Source organism: Treponema sp. UBA3813, from assembly GCA_002368605.1.
GTDB lineage: Bacteria > Spirochaetota > Spirochaetia > Treponematales > Treponemataceae > Treponema_D.
On the sequence record DFEB01000014.1, the window covers coordinates 1 to 18,357 of the forward strand.

The 18,357-nt window shown below is 45.6% G+C and carries 14 protein-coding genes, 1 tRNA gene and 1 pseudogene; 11 read left to right on the forward strand and 5 right to left on the reverse strand.

The annotated features are described in order from the left end of the window. A pseudogene (locus B2089_RS01365) lies at positions 1–224 on the reverse strand (magnesium transporter CorA family protein); the annotation flags it as partial. An 83-nt stretch (positions 225–307) separates the two neighbouring features. Here B2089_RS01365 and B2089_RS01370 point away from each other — a divergent pair. The 5 genes from B2089_RS01370 to B2089_RS01390 all read left to right on the forward strand — a co-directional run bounded on the left by B2089_RS01370 (position 308) and on the right by B2089_RS01390 (position 5,503). Then, positions 308–940, forward strand: a complete 633-nt coding sequence (locus B2089_RS01370; RefSeq protein ID WP_296326508.1) for a periplasmic-type flagellar collar protein FlbB — start codon at positions 308–310, stop codon at positions 938–940. Positions 941–1,008: 68 nt separating this feature from the next. After that, a complete protein-coding gene (locus tag B2089_RS01375) occupies positions 1,009–2,487 on the forward strand; it encodes a flagellar hook-length control protein FliK (RefSeq protein ID WP_296326506.1) in 1,479 nt (492 codons plus the stop codon). A gap of 70 nt (positions 2,488–2,557) precedes the next feature. Then, the gene (gene flgD / locus B2089_RS01380) at positions 2,558–3,025 is read left to right on the forward strand and encodes a flagellar hook assembly protein FlgD (RefSeq protein WP_296326503.1); all 468 of its coding nucleotides are present in this window, start codon (positions 2,558–2,560) and stop codon (positions 3,023–3,025) included. A gap of 20 nt (positions 3,026–3,045) precedes the next feature. Continuing rightward, positions 3,046–4,437 (forward strand): flagellar hook protein FlgE, encoded by a 1,392-nt coding sequence (gene flgE / locus B2089_RS01385; RefSeq protein ID WP_296326499.1) that lies wholly within the window; start codon positions 3,046–3,048, stop codon positions 4,435–4,437. 79 nt (positions 4,438–4,516) lie between these two features. Continuing rightward, positions 4,517–5,503: a TIGR01212 family radical SAM protein gene (locus B2089_RS01390; protein ID WP_296326496.1), complete on the forward strand. Its 987-nt coding sequence runs from the start codon at positions 4,517–4,519 to the stop codon at positions 5,501–5,503. On the opposite strand, the gene B2089_RS01395 is transcribed toward B2089_RS01390, so the two are convergent. The 4 genes from B2089_RS01395 to B2089_RS01410 form a co-directional block, all read right to left on the reverse strand. Beyond that, positions 5,472–6,854, reverse strand: a complete 1,383-nt coding sequence (locus tag B2089_RS01395) for a hypothetical protein (RefSeq protein WP_296326492.1) — start codon at positions 6,852–6,854, stop codon at positions 5,472–5,474. The genes B2089_RS01390 and B2089_RS01395 overlap by 32 nt on opposite strands. 139 nt (positions 6,855–6,993) lie before the next feature. Next, a complete protein-coding gene (gene secA / locus B2089_RS01400) occupies positions 6,994–9,762 on the reverse strand; it encodes a preprotein translocase subunit SecA (protein WP_296326489.1) in 2,769 nt (922 codons plus the stop codon). A gap of 56 nt (positions 9,763–9,818) precedes the next feature. Beyond that, a tRNA-Pro gene (locus B2089_RS01405) sits at positions 9,819–9,892 on the reverse strand. 49 nt (positions 9,893–9,941) lie between these two features. After that, positions 9,942–11,132 (reverse strand): hypothetical protein, encoded by a 1,191-nt coding sequence (locus B2089_RS01410; RefSeq protein WP_296326486.1) that lies wholly within the window; start codon positions 11,130–11,132, stop codon positions 9,942–9,944. Positions 11,133–11,229: 97 nt separating this feature from the next. On the opposite strand from B2089_RS01410, the gene B2089_RS01415 reads away from it, so the two are divergent. The 6 genes from B2089_RS01415 to B2089_RS01440 all read left to right on the forward strand — a co-directional run bounded on the left by B2089_RS01415 (position 11,230) and on the right by B2089_RS01440 (position 18,352). After that, a complete protein-coding gene (locus tag B2089_RS01415) occupies positions 11,230–11,934 on the forward strand; it encodes an RluA family pseudouridine synthase (protein WP_296326484.1) in 705 nt (234 codons plus the stop codon). A 76-nt stretch (positions 11,935–12,010) separates the two neighbouring features. Further along, positions 12,011–12,529 carry a hypothetical protein gene (locus B2089_RS01420; RefSeq protein ID WP_296326481.1) on the forward strand — a complete coding sequence of 173 codons (519 nt, stop codon included), beginning with the start codon at positions 12,011–12,013 and terminating at the stop codon, positions 12,527–12,529. Positions 12,530–12,547: 18 nt separating this feature from the next. Next, entirely contained in the window at positions 12,548–14,041 is a 1,494-nt protein-coding gene (locus B2089_RS01425) for an SPOR domain-containing protein (RefSeq protein ID WP_296326480.1), read from the forward strand. A gap of 247 nt (positions 14,042–14,288) precedes the next feature. Continuing rightward, positions 14,289–14,930, forward strand: coding sequence for a Holliday junction branch migration protein RuvA (ruvA, locus tag B2089_RS01430; RefSeq protein WP_296326478.1), 642 nt, complete (start codon positions 14,289–14,291; stop codon positions 14,928–14,930). Positions 14,931–15,050: 120 nt separating this feature from the next. After that, complete coding sequence (gene ruvB / locus B2089_RS01435; RefSeq protein WP_296326476.1) at positions 15,051–16,172, forward strand: Holliday junction branch migration DNA helicase RuvB; 1,122 nt, start codon at positions 15,051–15,053, stop codon at positions 16,170–16,172. 92 nt (positions 16,173–16,264) lie between these two features. Then, positions 16,265–18,352 (forward strand): methyl-accepting chemotaxis protein, encoded by a 2,088-nt coding sequence (locus tag B2089_RS01440; protein WP_296326465.1) that lies wholly within the window; start codon positions 16,265–16,267, stop codon positions 18,350–18,352. The last annotated feature ends 5 nt before the right edge of the window (positions 18,353–18,357 follow it).

The window sequence follows — 18,357 nt, forward strand, 5'->3', positions numbered from 1 at the left end:
AGGGCAAAATCGTCCCAGTTTTCGATTCGGGAAAGCTCGTCCTGATCCATTACATCCATTAAAAGCTCCGGGTCAAGATTGAATTCAGATTGCAGTTCGGAAAGTTCCTGCTGGGAAACACGGCGGGCGTCAATCCAAACGCGGCGACCTGCTTCAAATTGAGAAAGTTCTTCTTTGCTGCTTTTGACAAACTGATTGTCTTCCTGAATCCAGTAGTTAATCATCGCCTTGCATTATATCACAAACTTAACTTTTGTGATATAATACCGATAATAAAAGCGAAGTTCTTTTTTCTGAGGGGATAAAAATGGCTCGTGGAAACGGTGGAATCGGTAAAACAATTTTTCTTCTTATCTTAATCATTATTCTTGTTTTGGGCGGACTTTTGTGGTTCGATTATTTGGGCGTAATTCATGCAAAGAAGATTTTTGCGCCTGCCTACAAACTCGTGGGACTTGCTCCGCAGACTTCTCTCACTTCAACAAATTCTAAGCCTCTGGACGCAGATTTAGACGAAGACCGCTTTGCAAAAAGAATTGAGGCTTTGGATATCCGCACTCAGGAGCTGGACAAGCGGGAAGGCGACATTAAAAAAGTCGAGGAACAGAACGAAGCAATCGCCAAGGAACTTGAAGACCGCAAAAAATCACAGGACGAGCGGGAAAAGACTTTCAATAATCAGGTCAAAAAATACGATGACAGAAACACTAATATAGAAACAATTGCGTCTTATTTGAACAGTATGCCTCCAAAAACGGCTGTTGAAGAGCTTCTTTCTCATGACGATCAGGATATTATCGATATTCTCCGCAAGGCTGACGAAATGGCTGCCGCAAATAAACAAACATCTTTGTCTTCGGTTTGGCTTATGAACATGCCTGCAGAAAGAGCCGCGACAATCCAGCGAAAAATGGCAAATAAACCAGAAAGTCTCGATTAAAAAAAACTTAACCTTCACTAAAAAAATCCGATGATAAAAGAGAAGTCATCTAAAATGTGGAGGTTTCCATGAACATCCTTTCAATTTCTCAAGTAAAGACTCAAACGGCACAAAGTGATTTATCTCAAATTGCTCCGGCTCAGACTCAGGAGAGAGAAAAATCGTCGTTTGTTGATTTTTTGCGCAGTGCACAGCTTGATTCTCGTGATGTGAAAAATACGGAAAATGAAAAATCTGCGGAGAAAATAAGCGAGCGCGATGCAGAAAAAGTCGCAAAAGATGAGAATGGTGAAAAAACTCAGCCAGAAGAAAAACTCGCAGACAAGAGAAATCCGGAAAAAGAAAAATCTGAAAAAATTGCAAAAAAATCTTCTTCAGAAAATGAGAAAGCCGAAGTTGCGGAAGAAGACTCAGCGGATAAGGGGTTTCCTGAAGAAAATTTTATTGTCGTTAGATTGAATCAGATTCAAAATGAAAAAAAACTCAGCGGAATTGATGAAAAATCAGAAAAAGTCGCTGGTTTAGACTCTGAAAATCTAAAAGATTCTAAAATCGATGATAAAACTCTTGCATGGCTTTTGTCTTCTTCAAAAATTGATGAAAGCGAGGAGATTTCCAACGAGGATTTTTCTGCTCTCATTGATGCGGCTGCGGAATTTATTCCGGGAAGCGAGTCTGAAGAAGAAAAGCTTGAGAGCGCGCAGAATCTTGCCGTTTCTGATCCACGGCTTTTCCTTGACGCACTTTCGGAGAATGCCGACCAAATCCAAAGGGGGGCGGTAAAAAGTGAGCTGGCTTTAGATTCTGACAAAAAAATTGCCTCAAATAAAGATTCAAACGAAAAGAAAAGCGGAGCCAAACTCTCTGTCCATGATTTAAGAACTCACCGTCTTTTTGAAGATAATTCTGCAAAGGTAGATTCATCAAAAATCGTCCAGAAAGCGGCAGAGAAGAAAGAAATCACTCTCTCAATGCAACAGCAGAACGAAAATAATGTTCAGATGACTATGGAACTTGCCGCAAAAGCCCAGGAGAATATCACTTCTTCTTCGTCACAGGCGGCTGGAGCGGCAGGCTCTGATTTCCAGGCCATGCTTTCAAATGCGGTTCAGGAAAATGCGCCTGATTTCGTAAAAGCCGGAAATATCGTTCTTAAAGACAATAATCAGGGAACAATCAACTTGATTTTGAGGCCGGAAGGCTTGGGAAATGTAAAAATTTCTCTTAACCTTGACGATAAAAATCTTTCAGCTCAGATTACGGTGCAGACAAAAGAAGCCATGGACGCTTTCCGGGAGAGCATTTCCTCGCTCAAACAGGCCTTCACCGAGAGCGGATTTGAGACTGGCAGCTTTGACCTGAATTTCTCAAACAATCAGAATCAGCAGGGCTTCGCCCAGTCTGGCGAGCAGGGGCAGAATCAGCAGAATCCTGGAATTCTTGCTCATAAGAGTTACGGCGAATTCGTCACGGCAGACGCTCTTGCCTCTGGCGAGATGACGGAATCTTCTTCAGAAGGAAGCTATGCCATAAATATCGTGGCATAATTGGCTAAAGTCAGTAAATCTGATGCCGATATTTGAAATGTAGCGACACCGCTACATGTGGGGTAAAAAAATGGAAATGACTGCAACGAACATCAATACAACGATGAGCGCACAGGAAAAGTTCAAGGTTGACAATGTAGTAAACGGCTACAACAAAAAACTTGACTTTGAACTCCGAGAAGGCAGAATCGCAAGCCGAGAATTGGGAAAAGACGACTTTTTGAAGCTCTTGATGGCTCAGATGACGAATCAGGATCCGACAAGTCCGATGGAAAACACTGAATTCATCGCCCAAATGGCGCAGTTCACATCTCTTGAGCAGATGACGAACATGAGCAACAACTTCGAGAAAATGGCCGCGATGATTAATTCCAGCGAGGCTCAGAGTATGCTTGGTCGCACTGTCCAGATTGACTTGGGCGCAGATCAGAGCACGACTGGTGTCGTTGAGGCTGCCACACGAGGTAACACCCCACAGGTACAAGTGAACGGTATGTTCTACGATATGAATAAAATCAAGGCTGTATACGGCTTCTAATAAAAAAAGAGGGTAGCGATATGATGAGATCACTTTATTCTGGCGTTTCTGGCTTGCAGAATCATCAGACACGAATGGATGTAATCGGCAACAACATTGCCAACGTAAACACAACAGGTTTCAAACGGGGCCGTGTTAATTTTCAGGACATGATCAGCCAGCAGCTTGCAGGCGCTTCAAAACCGACTGAGGAAAAAGGCGGCGTTAACCCGAAAGAAGTCGGCCTCGGCATGACAGTCGCCGCAATCGACACTGTTTTCACTCAGGGAAACTTGCAGTCAACAGGTATTTCAACTGATGTTGCGATTCAGGGTAACGGTTTCTTCATCGAGAAAAACGGCGAGAAATCATACTATACTCGTGCGGGTGCTTTCTCTCTTGACCAGAACGGAACTCTCGTAAATCCTGCAAACGGAATGCGGGTTCAGGGTTGGATGGCCCGCGAACTGAACGGAGAAATGGTCGTTCAGACTGCCGCTACCCCTACAGACTTGGTAATTCCTGTTGGTTCAAAAGACCCGGCAAAAGCAACACAGAACATCAACTTTGCATGTAACTTGAACAAAAATACACCGGAAATCCCTGAGAATCCAACAGAAGCAGATGTGGCAAAAGGAACTTGGAACACAGAATTCAAAATCTATGATTCATTCGGTAATGAGCACCTTTTGAACGTAAACTTCACTCGCGTTCGGGGAAACCCAAATCAGTGGACAGCTACAGTTCAGATTGACCCGGATAATGCTGACTTTACACAGACACGAGTCGGCTTGGGAACAACTGACGGAGTTGAGAACACCTTCACTGTCTCTTTCGACAACAACGGAACTCTTGCCGCAGTCACTGACTCAGCAGGAAATAACTCAAATCCTGACGGAGAAATCATCCTTCAGGCTTCATACACTGTCCCGGATTCAAACCCTGACGCTGACGGAAACCCATACCGACAGACAATGAACATCAACTTGGGTACAATCGGAAGCATGATTAACACCGTAACCCAGAGTGCTTCAGCAAGCTCAACAAAAGCCTTCTATCAGGACGGCTACACATTGGGCTATCTTGAGAACTTCAAGATTGACTCAACAGGTTCAATCACTGGCGTTTACTCAAACGGCACTAACCGCACAATCGGTCAGCTGGCAATGGCAACATTCGCTAACCAGAATGGTCTTGAAAAGGCCGGTGACAATACTTATGTAAAGAGTAACAACTCTGGCGAGGCAAAAATCAATGCGGCCGGAATCGCAGGTGGTGGTACCTTCCTCGCAGGTGCATTGGAAATGTCAAACGTTGACCTTACAGAGCAGTTTACTGACATGATTGTCACCCAGCGTGGTTTCCAGTCAAACGCAAAGACAATCCAGACAGCAGATACATTGCTTGAGACTGTTCTTTCGCTCAAACGATAGGCTAATTAGCAATTAGAAATGAGGAGTTAGGAATTGAATCTTCCTGACTCCTTTTTTTATTTTCTGCTATACTGTCTCCATGCTCGCTCTCTCGCAATTTTATGAATCTGTTTTCTCCTGTAAGACTTACAAACTTTCTTTGGATGCGGGTTGCACCTGCCCAAATCGTGATGGCACAAAGGGCTATGGCGGCTGCATTTTCTGCTCCGAGAGCGGGAGCGGAGATTTTGCGGCTGAAAGAAATCTTTCTGTAAAAGAGCAGGTGGAGCAGGCAAAGAAGCGGGTGGAAGCGAAAATGAAGGGACGGAGCGGAAATCGCAGGGGAAAATACATCGCCTATTTTCAGAATTTCACTTCCACTTACGGAGACGCAGAAATCTTTGCGAAAAAATACAAGGAGGCCCTTGAATGTGAGGATGTGGCAGGACTTGCAATCGCCACCCGGCCGGACTGTCTAAGCGAAGAAATCCTTTCTAAAATCTCGGAGATTTCAAAAAATCATTTCGTTCAGATTGAGCTTGGCTTACAGACTTCAAACGAAGCGACAGGAAGGCTGATTAACAGATGCTACAGCAATGAGGACTATTCAGACGCGGTAAGGAGAATCAGGGCGGCAAATCCCAATATCCACATAGTGACTCATTTGATTTTCGGCCTCCCCGGAGAAAGCGAGGCGGATATGCTTGAAAGCGTGAATTTTGTTGTAAATACTAATGATTACAAAATCTGTGAAAATCTGTGCGAATCTGTGGACAAAACTCTCTGTGGGCTCCAAAACTCCGTGAAGAATTTTGCTGATTTTTTCGGAATCAAAATCACTTCGCTTTATATTGTGAAAAATACCCGACTTGCCCAAATGTATGAGAATGGTGAATACACGCCGCTTAAAAAAGAAGAATATTTTTCGCTTCTTAAAAAAACGCTTCCCCTGCTGCCTGAAAATTGCGTGATTCACAGACTTACAGGTGACCCGCCTAAAAAGACGCTTATCGCGCCAGACTGGACGACCGATAAAAAGCGTGTTATGAACGAGATTACTTTCCTCGTATCTTCTTTATCAAAATAAGCGTGCCTAAAACCAACTCTGTAATAAGGGGAAGAGCGATGCAGAGAGAAGGCAGAAGGCCGAGTTTAACGGCATAAGGAATAATGTCTTCCTGAATCATGCCTTTTCCTGTTATTGCGCCGAAAATATGCACATGAGAGAAAATCTCGCCGAAATCCATCTGACCTGTAAGCACCATGATACAAAGCCATGCCACGGCCAGCATGAGGGCGGCCAAAGCTGTAATCAAAAGCCAGTGATGTTCCCGGAAGGCGGCAATAATCAGCGGAAGAAGAAGGCAGAGAGTAGCCGCTAGAATCCAAAATTCACCGAAGGGGCTTGAGAAAAGCGATATAAAAACAAGGGCAAGAGTCAGAAGCGTGTAGACCCAGTAATTTTCTGTTCCAAAAAGAATATAGAAAAGTGCAAGTGCAATAATTGACGCAAGGTTTACAAGCAGAATCGCATAAATGGGAAGGGCTGTGTAGAAAAAGTTTGCGCAGATGATTCCCACTGAAAGGGAGAGGGAGAGAATTTCAAGTCCAAGAGAAAAGAGAAAGAATTTATCTTTTTTGTATTTCTTCGTAAGAATGTCCGAAAAATATTCGTTCCAGGGAAGGGTAGCGATGATGACTGCCATACCAATCCAGAAATGCTCAAAGGGATTATACAAGAAGGGGGCAAACATAAAGAGAATTTCAAAGGCCGTGAAGTAGTGAATTCTCTCCTTGTCGTTGGCTATGTGCCAGATTACAAAAGAAGCCGCCTCAATCGCCGAAAGGACAATGGCCGAAATAAAGGTAATGGGCGCCCGCCTTTGATAGGCACAGGTGAGGAGGACGGCGAGTGCGAAAGAAAGCAAGATAATTCCGCCGTAGAGAGTCTTTGATTTTTTGATTTTTTTTGTATCGACCTGCTTTACGGTTTTATCCAGCTTTTTTGAAGAAGAGCGCAGGTTTGCAATCATGTAGAGAAGACAGTCAAGGGCACAGCCAGTCACCAAAAGAGAAGGGCTTTTTACGGCGAGAGGCATAAAGACGAGGGAAATGTACAAAACCACCTGCCAGTCTCTGGGGATGACATGTTTTTTGAGGAAATTATTATTGAAGAAAATAAGGACTGGAAGAATGATGCATGCTATGAGAATCGGCTCTTTTGCAGGCGGAAGAATCCTGTGCGCCCAGTAGACCGTAACAAAGCCGGTCAGGGCACAGGCAAAGAAAGACTTAACGACTTCTTTTTGCCGTTCCGAAAGAAGTTTCCGGTCAGTCCAGACAAACTCTGCGCAGAAAATTACCAGTGCTAAGAAAAGTAAAGCCCAGGGTAAAAGCGGAACTATATTGTCGTTGATAAAGTCTTTCAGAATCCACATAAATTGCTCCCAAAAATAAAACGCGGATGCAGGCAGACTTGAAAGATTTGTATCTGCGTGAATCCGCGTCTAAATTTTATCTACCATGCAAGGAAAATGCTCCCGTAGGTCGCATTAGATTTACGAAAACTGTCCCGGTCTAGCGTCCGTGACAGTTTTTATATTTTTTACCGCTTCCACATGGGCAGGGATCGTTGCGGCCGATTTTCGGACCGCTTCTCACTACGGTGACGCTCTGGCCTGTGCTGGCTCCTGCCATTGTGCGGCCTGCCGCAGCCTGAGCATTGCGTGCCATCTGAGCTCCCCGTGCCTGATCGCTCATGCTCTGGGCTTCTGAGTGCTGGGCTGTTCCCTGCATTGCCTGACGGGGGGCTTGAGGAGCCGGGTTAATCTGAATCCTGACTTTAAAGACTCTTCCTGCAATTTCGATGCGGATTTTTTCAATCATGGCGTCGAACTGGTTGAAACCGTCGATTTTGTATTCGGTGAGAGGATTGTGCTGGCCGTAGCCTCGCAGGTGGACTGCTTCCCGTAAGCCGTCCAGATATTCCAGCTGATCCAGCCATTTTCTGTCGATTGCCTGAATGTACTGGTAGCGGATGAACATATTGAACTGCTCGTGTCCGACAAGAGTTTCCTTTTCGGTGATGTCGTTCTGCAAAAGGGAAAGAACCTTTTGCTCTTCAAGCATTTCTGGTGGCAGCATTACGCCGAAGTTGTTCTTGATGTTTTCGGCAAGCTCTTTCTGAGCCTGTGCGCTCTTCTTTCCCTGTTTTTCGTATTCAAAGAACCATTCGTCAAGGTAATCCTTGGCTGTGGTCATGATTCGCTCGCTCAAATTCTCGTCTTCAAGGATTGAATCCCTCTGCTTGTAAATGAATTCACGCTGCTCGTTCAAGACATCGTCGTAGTCAATCAAATTCTTTCGGATTTCAAAGTTTCGCTCTTCGACCTTTTTCTGAGCCTTTTCGATTCCCTTCGTAAGCCAAGGGTGATAAATCGGCTCGCCAGGCTCCATTCCGATTCGGGTCATGATGTTCTTCATCCGCTCGCCGCCGAAAAGACGCATAAGGTCATCGTCCATTGAGATGAAGAATTTTGAGCGTCCGGGGTCACCCTGTCGTCCAGAACGACCGCGAAGCTGGTTGTCGATTCGTCGTGATTCGTGCCTCTCTGAACCGATAACATATAAGCCGCCCAAAGATTTTACTTCCTCGTAGTCTTTGAGCCATTTTTCCTTTTCGGCCTTGACCGCTTTCTGATATTCTTCAGGACTTGCATCTGTTCCCACCTTGCTCAATGCCCGCTGCTCATAGCTTCCGCCAAGCTTAATGTCTGTACCTCGGCCTGCCATGTTTGTTGCGACTGTGACAGCTCCTTTAGCTCCTGCCTCAGCGATAATCAGAGCCTCGCGGGCATGGTTCTTCGCGTTCAAGACCTCGTGCTTGATTCCGTTTCGGGTAAGGAGGGCTGAAAGATGCTCAGATTTTTCGACAGAAACAGTACCCACCAGAACAGGCTGTCCTTTAGTGTGAGCCTCGCGGATTTCCTTTACGATGGCGTTCCATTTGTCCTCTTCGTTGAGGTAAACTTCGTCCTGCTCGTCAACGCGGGCTACAGGAAGGTTTGTAGGAATCACCACAGTGTCAAGCTTATAGATTTTCTGGAACTCAACCGCCTCGGTTGCCGCCGTACCGGTCATGCCCGAAAGCTTTGTGTACATTCGGAAGAAATTCTGGAAAGTGACTGTCGCCATAGTGCGGTTTCTCTGGGCGATTTTTACATGCTCTTTTGCCTCGATTGCCTGGTGAAGACCGTCTGAATAGCGGCGGCCTTCAAGGATACGGCCTGTGAATTCATCGACGATTTCAACCTTTCCGTCACGCACCACATATTCGTCATCTTTATTGTAGAGCTTGTGGGCGCGGATTGCCTGAGTGAAGTAGTGGACATACTCAAAGTTTTCTTCGTCAAAAACCGTTGACTCAGGAGCAATCAGATTGTGCTGATGCAGGATTGAGTCGATTTTGTTCATGCCCTTGTCAGTGAAAGAAACCCGCTTTGATTTTTCATCGATTTTATAGTCGCCTTTGAGGGCAGCCCGCTCTTCGGGAGTCATATCAACTTCATCGTAGTAGTCGTCTGTTTTCGGGTCTTTTTCGGCTTCCTCAAACAAATCGACATATTTATCGACCTCGTAGAATTTGAAAGTATCGTCCTCGCCCGCTCCAGAAATAATGAGCGGAGTTCGGGCCTCATCAATCAAGATAGAGTCGATTTCGTCAACGATACAATAGTTGAAGCCACGCTGGACTTTTCGTGAAAGCTCAATCTGCATGTTGTCGCGCAGGTAGTCAAAGCCGAATTCGTTATTGGTTCCGTAAGTGATGTCGCAGTTGTAGTTTTCTTTTCGGACAGCATTGTCCATGTTAGACAGAATTGTTCCTACCGTAACGCCAAGATAAGAGAAAACAGGCCGCATGGTGGCAGCGTCGCGCTCGGCAAGGTAATCGTTTACGGTAACGACATGAACGCCAAGCCCGCTTAAGGAGTTGAGGTAGGCCGGGGCGACGGCAACCAGGGTTTTGCCTTCACCTGTCTTCATTTCGGTGATTTTTCCCTGATGCAAGTTGATTGAGCCCATGAGCTGGACGTCATAAGCCCGCTCGCCACGGACACGGAAAGCCGCCTCACGGCAGAGGGCGAATGCCTCCGGCAGAATATCGTCAAGAGTCTCGCCCTTTGAAAGACGCTCCTTAAAAATTTGCGTTTGTTTTGGAAAATCCTCTGGGGCAAGGGATTTTGCCCATTCTTCTTTGTCGTTTACAGCCTTTACGATTGGAATTAACTTTTTAACATCGCGCTCGTTCTGAGAGCCGAAAATTACGGATAAAACTTTGTCTAACATAGTTCTATAAATATAGCAAAAAAAAAAGCAGACTTCAATATGAAATCTGCTTTAAGTCGGGCTATCGGAATTCGAATCCGAGACCTCTTGCCCCCCAGACAAGCACGCTAACCAGCTGCGCTATAGCCCGATTTGTAGAAAAGACTATATCACAAATCGAAAGTTTGGGGAAGAGTTTTTTACGGCAATTCCACTGCCATCCAGTTCTTTCTGTCGGTCATGCTGGCCGGCATCATGCCCAGGGTGAGATCTTTTGCCGTGGTCTCGCCTACGAGATATTCCTTTCCTGCAAGACCGTCATCAACTTTGATAGTCTGTCCCTGCTTATCGGGAAAATAGACTCCCAGAAGGGCGTGGCTGTACTGGGCTGAGATGAACATGCAGCTGTCAATCGAACAGTTTTTCAGGATGCACATGAGCAGGAGGGAGCGGCCGTCACAGTCGCTGGAGCCGCCTTCGAGAATGGCGGGGATGCTTTCGATGTCCGCCTTGTCGTAGCTGGAAGATTTTCGCTCGTAATTGAAATCCTGCGCCCAGTTCAAGAGAAGCTGGGAAAGGACTGCGTCAGGATTTTGGGCGTCCTTTTTCTCACATTCGTCTTTTAAGACCGTGTAAATGTCGAAGGAGACTTTTTTGACTCTTTCCATTGAGTCACGGGCTAAAAGGCGGTAAAAGCGGATCCATGCGTCGAACATTTCGGGCAGATTATTTGAAGCGTAGAAAGAAAAGACAGCAAATTCCCGGTCGATAACGAATTGACTTGCCTCCGCGTCAACGGAGTCAATTTGAGTCGGGATTTTTTTGGAGTCAATCGTAAGGGAAATCTGTTTGGGGCTTTTTCGCGGATAAAATGCCGAAGTAATCAAGCCCGGCTCACGGAAAGAGCCTGCGTCAATCAAAACTGAGTCCAAAAGGGAAATCAAGACCTGAGCCAAATCATCGTAGACAGTTTTGGGCGCATAAGAAAGAATCGTAAGATAGCCTTTCTTTTGAGGAAGGGGAATGCAAGCCGCCCAGCCCTGAGCCGCTCCGTCCGGGAGCAAGAGGGGGCTTTCAAAAGAAGCGATAGTGCATTTCTGTCTGCGCCAAACACATTCAGAAAAGTCGGAAGATGCCTTTACGCGGGAAAGCGTGTCTTTGATTGCATCCATTGAGGAAGAAAATTTTGAATTTTCCCAGACCTTAATCAGTGCGTGGGCATCAAGATACTTGTTCTTAAAAATAACGGTTGTTTCGTCCTGCTCCATGTCTTCGATTTGATAGCCTTCAGGAAAATCGATGGAGTAATTAAACTTCTCAGAAGTGATGATTTCAGAAAAAGCCGAAAGTGAAAGAAAAAATCCACAGATTAAAAAGAAAATTTTTCGCATACAAGAATTATAAATTAGGAATGAGCAATTATCAATTTTAATTTCTCATTTTTCATTCCTCATTGCTCATTAAAACTCTTTCCGCTACTATTATCCTATGCGTGAGATTCCTGTTCTTTTTGAAGACGATGAGATTTTTGTGATAAACAAGCCGGCGGGAGTGGCCGTGCAGGGGGGCGAGGGGATCAGCCATCCGCTGGACGAAGAGTTTTCAAAGCAGGCAGGCTTTAAAGTTCATCTCGTTCACCGTCTGGACAAAGAAACTTGCGGACTTATGGTCATAGCGAAAAATCCCAAAGCCGCCTCAAAATGGATTGACCTTATCGCCTCAAAGCAAGTCCAGAAAGAATACACTGCAATCTGCTTCAACGAGCCCCTTATTAATGGAAAGAAAGTAAAATCCGGCACGATTTCAGGCTCCGTGGTCAGAAAAAACGGAAAAAATGAGCGGGAACAAAGCGCTGTCACTAATTTTACCGTTGAAGAAGTCTTTACGAGGGAAGTCCCGGTCTTTTCTGAAAATCCCGAAGAAATTGCCTCTAAGCTCATTCCCCTCACATTTTCAAAAATCCACCTCAAGCTGGGAACTGGCCGGATGCACCAAATCCGAATCCATCTGGCGAGCGTGGCTTCTCCCATCTGCGGCGACGACAAGCACGGAAAATTCAAGCTGAACAAAATCGCAAAAAAAACGCTGAAAATCAAAAATCTTCTATTATGTTCTTCAAAACTCACGATTCCATGCGGCGAAGGCAAAAAACGCACTTTTGAAATAGAACTTCCCGAATACTTTCAATTCTAAGATTTTCATTTCCCTAAACTTCTTTTCTCAGATTCCGATATTCATAAAGACAGAGAAAAAAATCTGTTGGGGTTTTATGAAAAGGTGGGTAAAAACATTTCTTTTGACTACATTCGCTTTTTTCTGCGCGTCAGGGGCTTTCGCAAAGTCTCTTTCGATTCAGATTATCCAGAATAATCCTGGGCAGGATAAAATTTGGGCGACTTCGTATCTTTTTGAGCAGAATATCACTGATTATTTCTTTGATGCCGGAGACATCGTTTCAAGCTCGCCAATATGGATTTCTGATACTGATGAAAAAAACCGTGGTGCGCTCAAAGCATCATTGAGAGAAAATCTTGAAGGCGGAATGGATGTCCTTGTGCGCGTCGAGCTTTTTTACAACACCAGCGATTCTTCAAATCCTGAGGCTTTCCTGCTTGATAATATTAAAAAAGTTCAGTGGAAGGCTTATGCCGTATCTACGGGAATCCAGCTTTTTGAGGGAAGCGCAAAGCCTGAAAAAGCTACTGAAAAAACAAATAATGAAATGGGACTGAGCCAGTTTGCGGGTTACATCGCATATCAAATCAACACTCAGATGCGAACAAGATAATTGGGAATGAGGGGAACTATGAAAAAAATTACTTTTTTTATTCTTACGATTTTTACTGTCGCTACGCTTTATGCCGCGGCGCGTCCTTCTCTTGATGGTCGTGCGGTAGTTGCTGATAGTGGAACTATGCCTCGTGGACTTTTTGCCCGAACGGTAGGCTATCTGCCTGGAGACAGCGTGACTGTGACGAACCCGGCCACAGGAAGCACTGTAGATGTTCTGATTCTCGGTGCTATTGATCCCAGTGAAGGGGTTGCAATTCTCCTTTCTCCTGAAGCGGCTGATGAACTGCGAATAAAAGCTAATTCAAATGTTCAGGTAAAACTCACAAAACGCTCTGGCAGCCTTGATGAAAATGCGAACGGTTCTGCTGTTTTAAGTGAAGGTTCAGTTGTTGAAGATATTTCCCTTGATGAGGAAAGAGAAGAAATTGAAGAAAAACCTGCCTCTTTTGTAGCAGAGACTGAAAAATCAGAGTCTGAAAAAACTGAAATTCCTTATGAGAAAAGTGTCCAGCCTGTAAGTCCGCAAGAGCCTGAGGCAGAAGAGGAACTTGAAGAAGCGGTTGTTCCAGCACCAGTATATACTGAATATCCTGCTGAAGAAGAAAAGCCTGTTGCCGAGACTGTTGAGCCTGTCTTGGAGGAAAGAGTTATTGCTGAAGAAAAACCTGCCGTAGAGGAGAAAACTTTTGTTGATGAAGAAACTCTTGTAGAGGAGAAAGCCCTTCCTGAAGAATTTGTAAAGGCTTATCCTGAGGAAGAATCTTATACAGAAGAGGAAGTTGAGCCTGAAACCGTTTATGAAATTCTTCCACCGCTTCCCAATGGAGAGAAGAAACAGAGAGTCGTCGTTATTCCTGGAGAAGAAGCAGATTACGAAGAAGTTGTTGAAGAAAAGGCTGAGCCTGTTGCTGAAGTACCAGAAGAAACCTCTGTCGTTGCTGAAGTACCAGAAGAAACCCCTGTCGTTGCTGAAGAAATTCCGCTTGAGGAAGAAGTTCTGCCTGATGGAATTGAAGCCGAGCCTGCCGTTGTGATGGTTGAGCCAGAAGCGGAAGCTGAGCCAGTTGAAGAAGCTGTTGATGAATATCAACCAATAATCCTTGTTCCTGCCGATCCAAACCCGCCACTTGCAGAAGAAGCGGAGGCAGTGGAGAGCGAAAATCTTGTGGCTGAAGAAACAAGCCCTGTCGAAGAGGAAATTATTCCTGTCGTCGCCGAGTCCAAGCCGGTGGTTTCAAATGACTGGACAAATTATGTGGTTCCTTCTGTCAATAACTTGCGAAGCGGAAGCTACTATGTGCAGGTCGCATCTTTAGGAAACAAAGACAATATCAAGAATTTCGTTGACAAATATTCGTCAAAGTATCCTGTTGTTCTTGTTCAGAATGCGGCAAAAACCAGCTATCAGATTATGGTTGGTCCTTTAAATATCGATGAATACGGTGCTATCAGTGAGAAATTCAAAGATTACGGATTCAAAGATTCTTTCGTTAGAAAAATCAAGTAAGTTGAAAACTGAAAGTTGAAAGCTGAAAATTGAAAGCTGAAAATTGAAAGCTGGAAATGGCGCGAGGGAGTAAAACGGCTTACGGGGACATTCGTTTTGTGCTGCCGCGTAAGCGGCAAATGTATATAATTACAAGCACAAAACGCATGTAGCAGGCGAGCCTGAGGTCCCGATAAGCCGTTTTTACGACCGGGAGTCATTTTTTTTGTAGTTTTATTTTTCTCTGCATTTTGATATAATCTTTTTTATGTTCAATTCACTTACCGGCACCATTACCGGCAAATTCCCTCAAAAGCTTTTTCTCGAAAACAACGGCATCGAGTGGGACATCATTGTTCCCGACACCACGCTGGATGATTTGCCAAAGCTGGGGGAAGAGGCCCGTGTTTTTACATGGCTGCAGCACACTGATTCTGCCATGAATCTTTTCGGCTTCGCATCTGTAAAAGACCGGGATTTGTTTTTTGATTTGAACAAGGTTGACGGAGTGGGGCCAAAATCCGCCATAAAAATCATGAGCTCAATCCAGCGGGACCAGCTGATTCAAAGCCTTGAAAGCGGAGACCTGGCCGCCCTTGAGAAAATTCCGGGGCTGGGCAAAAAAACGGCGCAAAAAATGCTTCTTGCCCTCAAAGGAAAACTCACTTTGGACGAGGATTTACCGGGTGTCAAAGTGGTGGTCAACCGTGGCGGAGAATACGCTGATGTGGTCTCTGCCCTGAGCAACATGGGCTACGACAAGCGGGATGTGGAAGAGTGCATCTCAAAGCTGGTTGATGAACTGAACAAGGAGAAGCCGCAAAACGGAGAAGTGGCCTTTAAGGACAAAACCCGCGACGCAAAGGAAGAAATTCTCTTCCGAAAGGCGATTGTGGCATTGGCACAGTAAAAATAAATTCCTCACAGAGCTAAGGAGTACACAGAGAGTGTTATGACTTAAGGAAAATAAACTTCTAAAAACACTCTGTGCCCTCTGTGCTCTCCGTGAGGAATTTAAAAAAAGATTTTTATGAAAAAAGATTTTGATTCTGACATAAACGAATTTTCTCAAATCGCGGAGCAGGCGGCGGGGAGCTTGAACATTGTCCGTGCGGATTCTTCAAATCTTAACATCGTCCGCGCTGAGCTTCCTTCTGACGACGACAGTGCCGACGGTTCCCTTCGTCCGAAAATGCTGGACGAGTTTTTGGGTCAAAAAGAAATAAAAGAAAATCTTTCGGTTTTCATTCAGGCCGCCAGGGAACGCCGGGAGCCGCTGGATCATCTCTTTTTAATCGGGCCTCCGGGCTTGGGAAAAACTACCCTGGCCGAAATCACCGCCCACGAGCTGGGAGCGGATTTTAAAGTTACTTCGGCTCCTGCCCTTGATAAGCCCAAGGATCTGGCGGGCATTCTCTCAACAATTTCTCCGGGAACGGTTTTCTTCATCGACGAGATTCACCGATTAAAGCCCGCCATCGAGGAAATGCTTTACATCGCCATGGAAGACTTTGAGCTTGACTGGGTTATCGGTCAGGGAGCGGCGGCCCGCACAGTGCGCATCCCGATTCCAAAATTCACTCTGGTTGGGGCAACGACAAAGGCCGGCATGGTCTCAAAGCCACTCCAGACCCGATTCGGTATTATCCAGCGATTTAATTTTTACACTCATGAAGAACTTGCTTCTATTATAAAGCGCAGCGCGGCTATCCTTAACACAAAAATCGATGACGATGCCGCCCTCTTGATGGCAAAAAGCAGCCGGGGAACTCCCCGCGTGGCGAACCGGGTTCTCCGCCGTATGAGGGATTTCGCCCAGTTCTACGGTGACGGCAGAATCACTCTTAAAATAACTCAGGACGGTCTTAAAAAACTCCAGATTGACTCCCTGGGCTTAGAGCATTATGACCGGGAAATTCTTCTTTCGATTATCAAGAATTTCGGCGGCGGGCCAGTGGGGGCGGAAACCCTGGCAATTTCCATCGGCGAAGCACAGGACACTTTAGAAGACTATTACGAGCCTTATTTGATTCAGTGCGGCCTTATTCAGCGCACACCCAGGGGCAGAATCGTCACGGCTAAGGCGTATGAGCATCTGGGGCTGGATTACAAGACAAAAGATAGCGGAAGTCAGCCTTCCTTGTTTGACTAGAAATCTCTAAAATCTCCAAAATCTCTGGTTGCTTTATTTGACTTCTAGGTCTAAAATAGAAAGTGGCTTTAATTTTTTCATCAGGAGTTTTTATGAAATTGAACAGTCTCAAGGCTAAACTCATGCTTTTGCTTATTTTAATCGTCTTTGCTTCAAACGGCATTCTTGGCTTTATGGCATATTCCATGTCAAAAGCAGGTCTTGAAGAATCTGTGGAAAAGACGGTCACTACCGTGGCCGAAAAGGTCGCAGCACAAATTGAGCAGACGAACGAGCGGGAATTCCACATGCTTGATGTCCTTGCCAACATGTCTGTCATTCAGGATCCGGGCATTTCCATCGAGGAAAAAACGGCTATCGTCTTCGGTGCCACAAAAACTGACGCCCACTACGAGAATATTGCCTTTTATGACGAGACAGGAACAGGCATCACTGGAGACGGCGTAAAAATCAACTTTTCTGACCGCGAGTATTTTAAAAAGGCTATGGCAGGAGAGCATTTTGTTTCTGACCCTACGATTAGCCCTGTGAACAACAAGCTCCTCATGTTCTATTCAGTTCCGGTTTACAATCCCAGCCGTTCAAAAGTCATCGGCGTTATCTGCGCTGTCTTCCACGGCGAGACACTTTCTGACCTTTGTAAAGAAATTTATGTGGGAAAAGACAGTCATCCTTTCGTAATCAACATGAAGACTGGAAAAACTGTTGCTGATTCCGATGTCCAGTATGTGGAGAAGGGGCAGGTTCTCAAAGATTCCACTTCTGGAGCAATGAAAGAGGCTATCCTTGATGCCATGTCCGGGAATGTCACCTACAAGTCTTTCTATGAGCCATGGCGCAAAAAAATCATGGTGGCTTCTTACAGACCTGTGGGCGAATCCTGTGACTGGGCTGTTTTCTGTATGGCTCCTCATTCTGAGTATTTCGGCGCAATTACCAAAATGTCGGTTTCAATGCTGGTCGTTCTCGGAATTGTCCTTGCTATTGCCACAATTTTGAGCGCGGTGATTATTTCAATCAGCCTCAAGCCTCTTAAATCCGTGGAAGTTTCCATCACCGATATTGCCAGCGGAAACGCCGACCTCACCAAGCGAATTACCGTCACTTCAAATGACGAAATCGGCAATGTGGTCAAAGGCTTCAATAAATTCACTGAAAAGCTTCAGAATATTATTTCCAGCGTCAAGAATTCCAACAGCACTTTGGGCAGCGTCGGCTCTGACATGAGCGCCAGCGTGGATGACACTGCCAGCTCCATCACAGAGATTATCGCCAATATAGACAGCATGAAGAGGCAGATTGACGGACAGAATCAGTCGGTCAGCCAGACGGCAGGAGCTGTCAACGAGATTGCCTCAAATATCGAAAGCCTTGAGCGCATGATTGAGAGCCAGTCAAACGGCGTCACCCAGGCAAGCGCGGCTGTCGAAGAGATGATTGGAAATATTTCTTCGGTAAACGGCTCAATGGAAAAAATGGCCCGTTCATTCAACGAATTGAGGGCTGATTCACAGTCTGGAATCACAAAACAGAAGGCCGTGAACGACCGGATTAACGAAATTGAAAGCCAGTCGAACATGCTGCAGGAGGCGAATGTTGCCATTGCCGCAATCGCTTCTCAAACAAATCTCCTTGCCATGAACGCGGCAATCGAGGCGGCTCATGCGGGCGAGGCAGGAAAGGGCTTTGCTGTCGTCGCAGATGAAATCCGTAAGCTTTCCGAGACATCAACGGCTCAGTCAAAGACAATCGGAGACCAGCTTTCCAGCATCAAGGAATCAATCAACGAAGTCGTTTCGGCTTCCGGCGAGTCAGCCCTTGCCTTTGAGAGTGTTTCCCGCAAACTTGAAGAAACCGATGCCCTTGTCATGCAGATTAAGGCCGCAATGGAAGAGCAGAACGAAGGAAGCCAGCAGATTACCGATGCCCTTCACAATATGAACGACAGCACGATTGAGGTTCGCAATGCCTCTGCCGAAATGGAAGAGGGCAACAAGATGATTCTCAAAGAAGTCCAGCTCTTGCAGAACGCATCGATGTCTATGGCTCAGAGCATGGAAGAAATGGCAATCGGTGCAAGAAAAATTAACGAGACTGGCTCTGCCCTGAGCGGAATCGCTGGCAAAATGAGCGATTCAATTTCCGACATCGGTGCGCAGATTGACCAGTTCAAGGTGTAAAAATT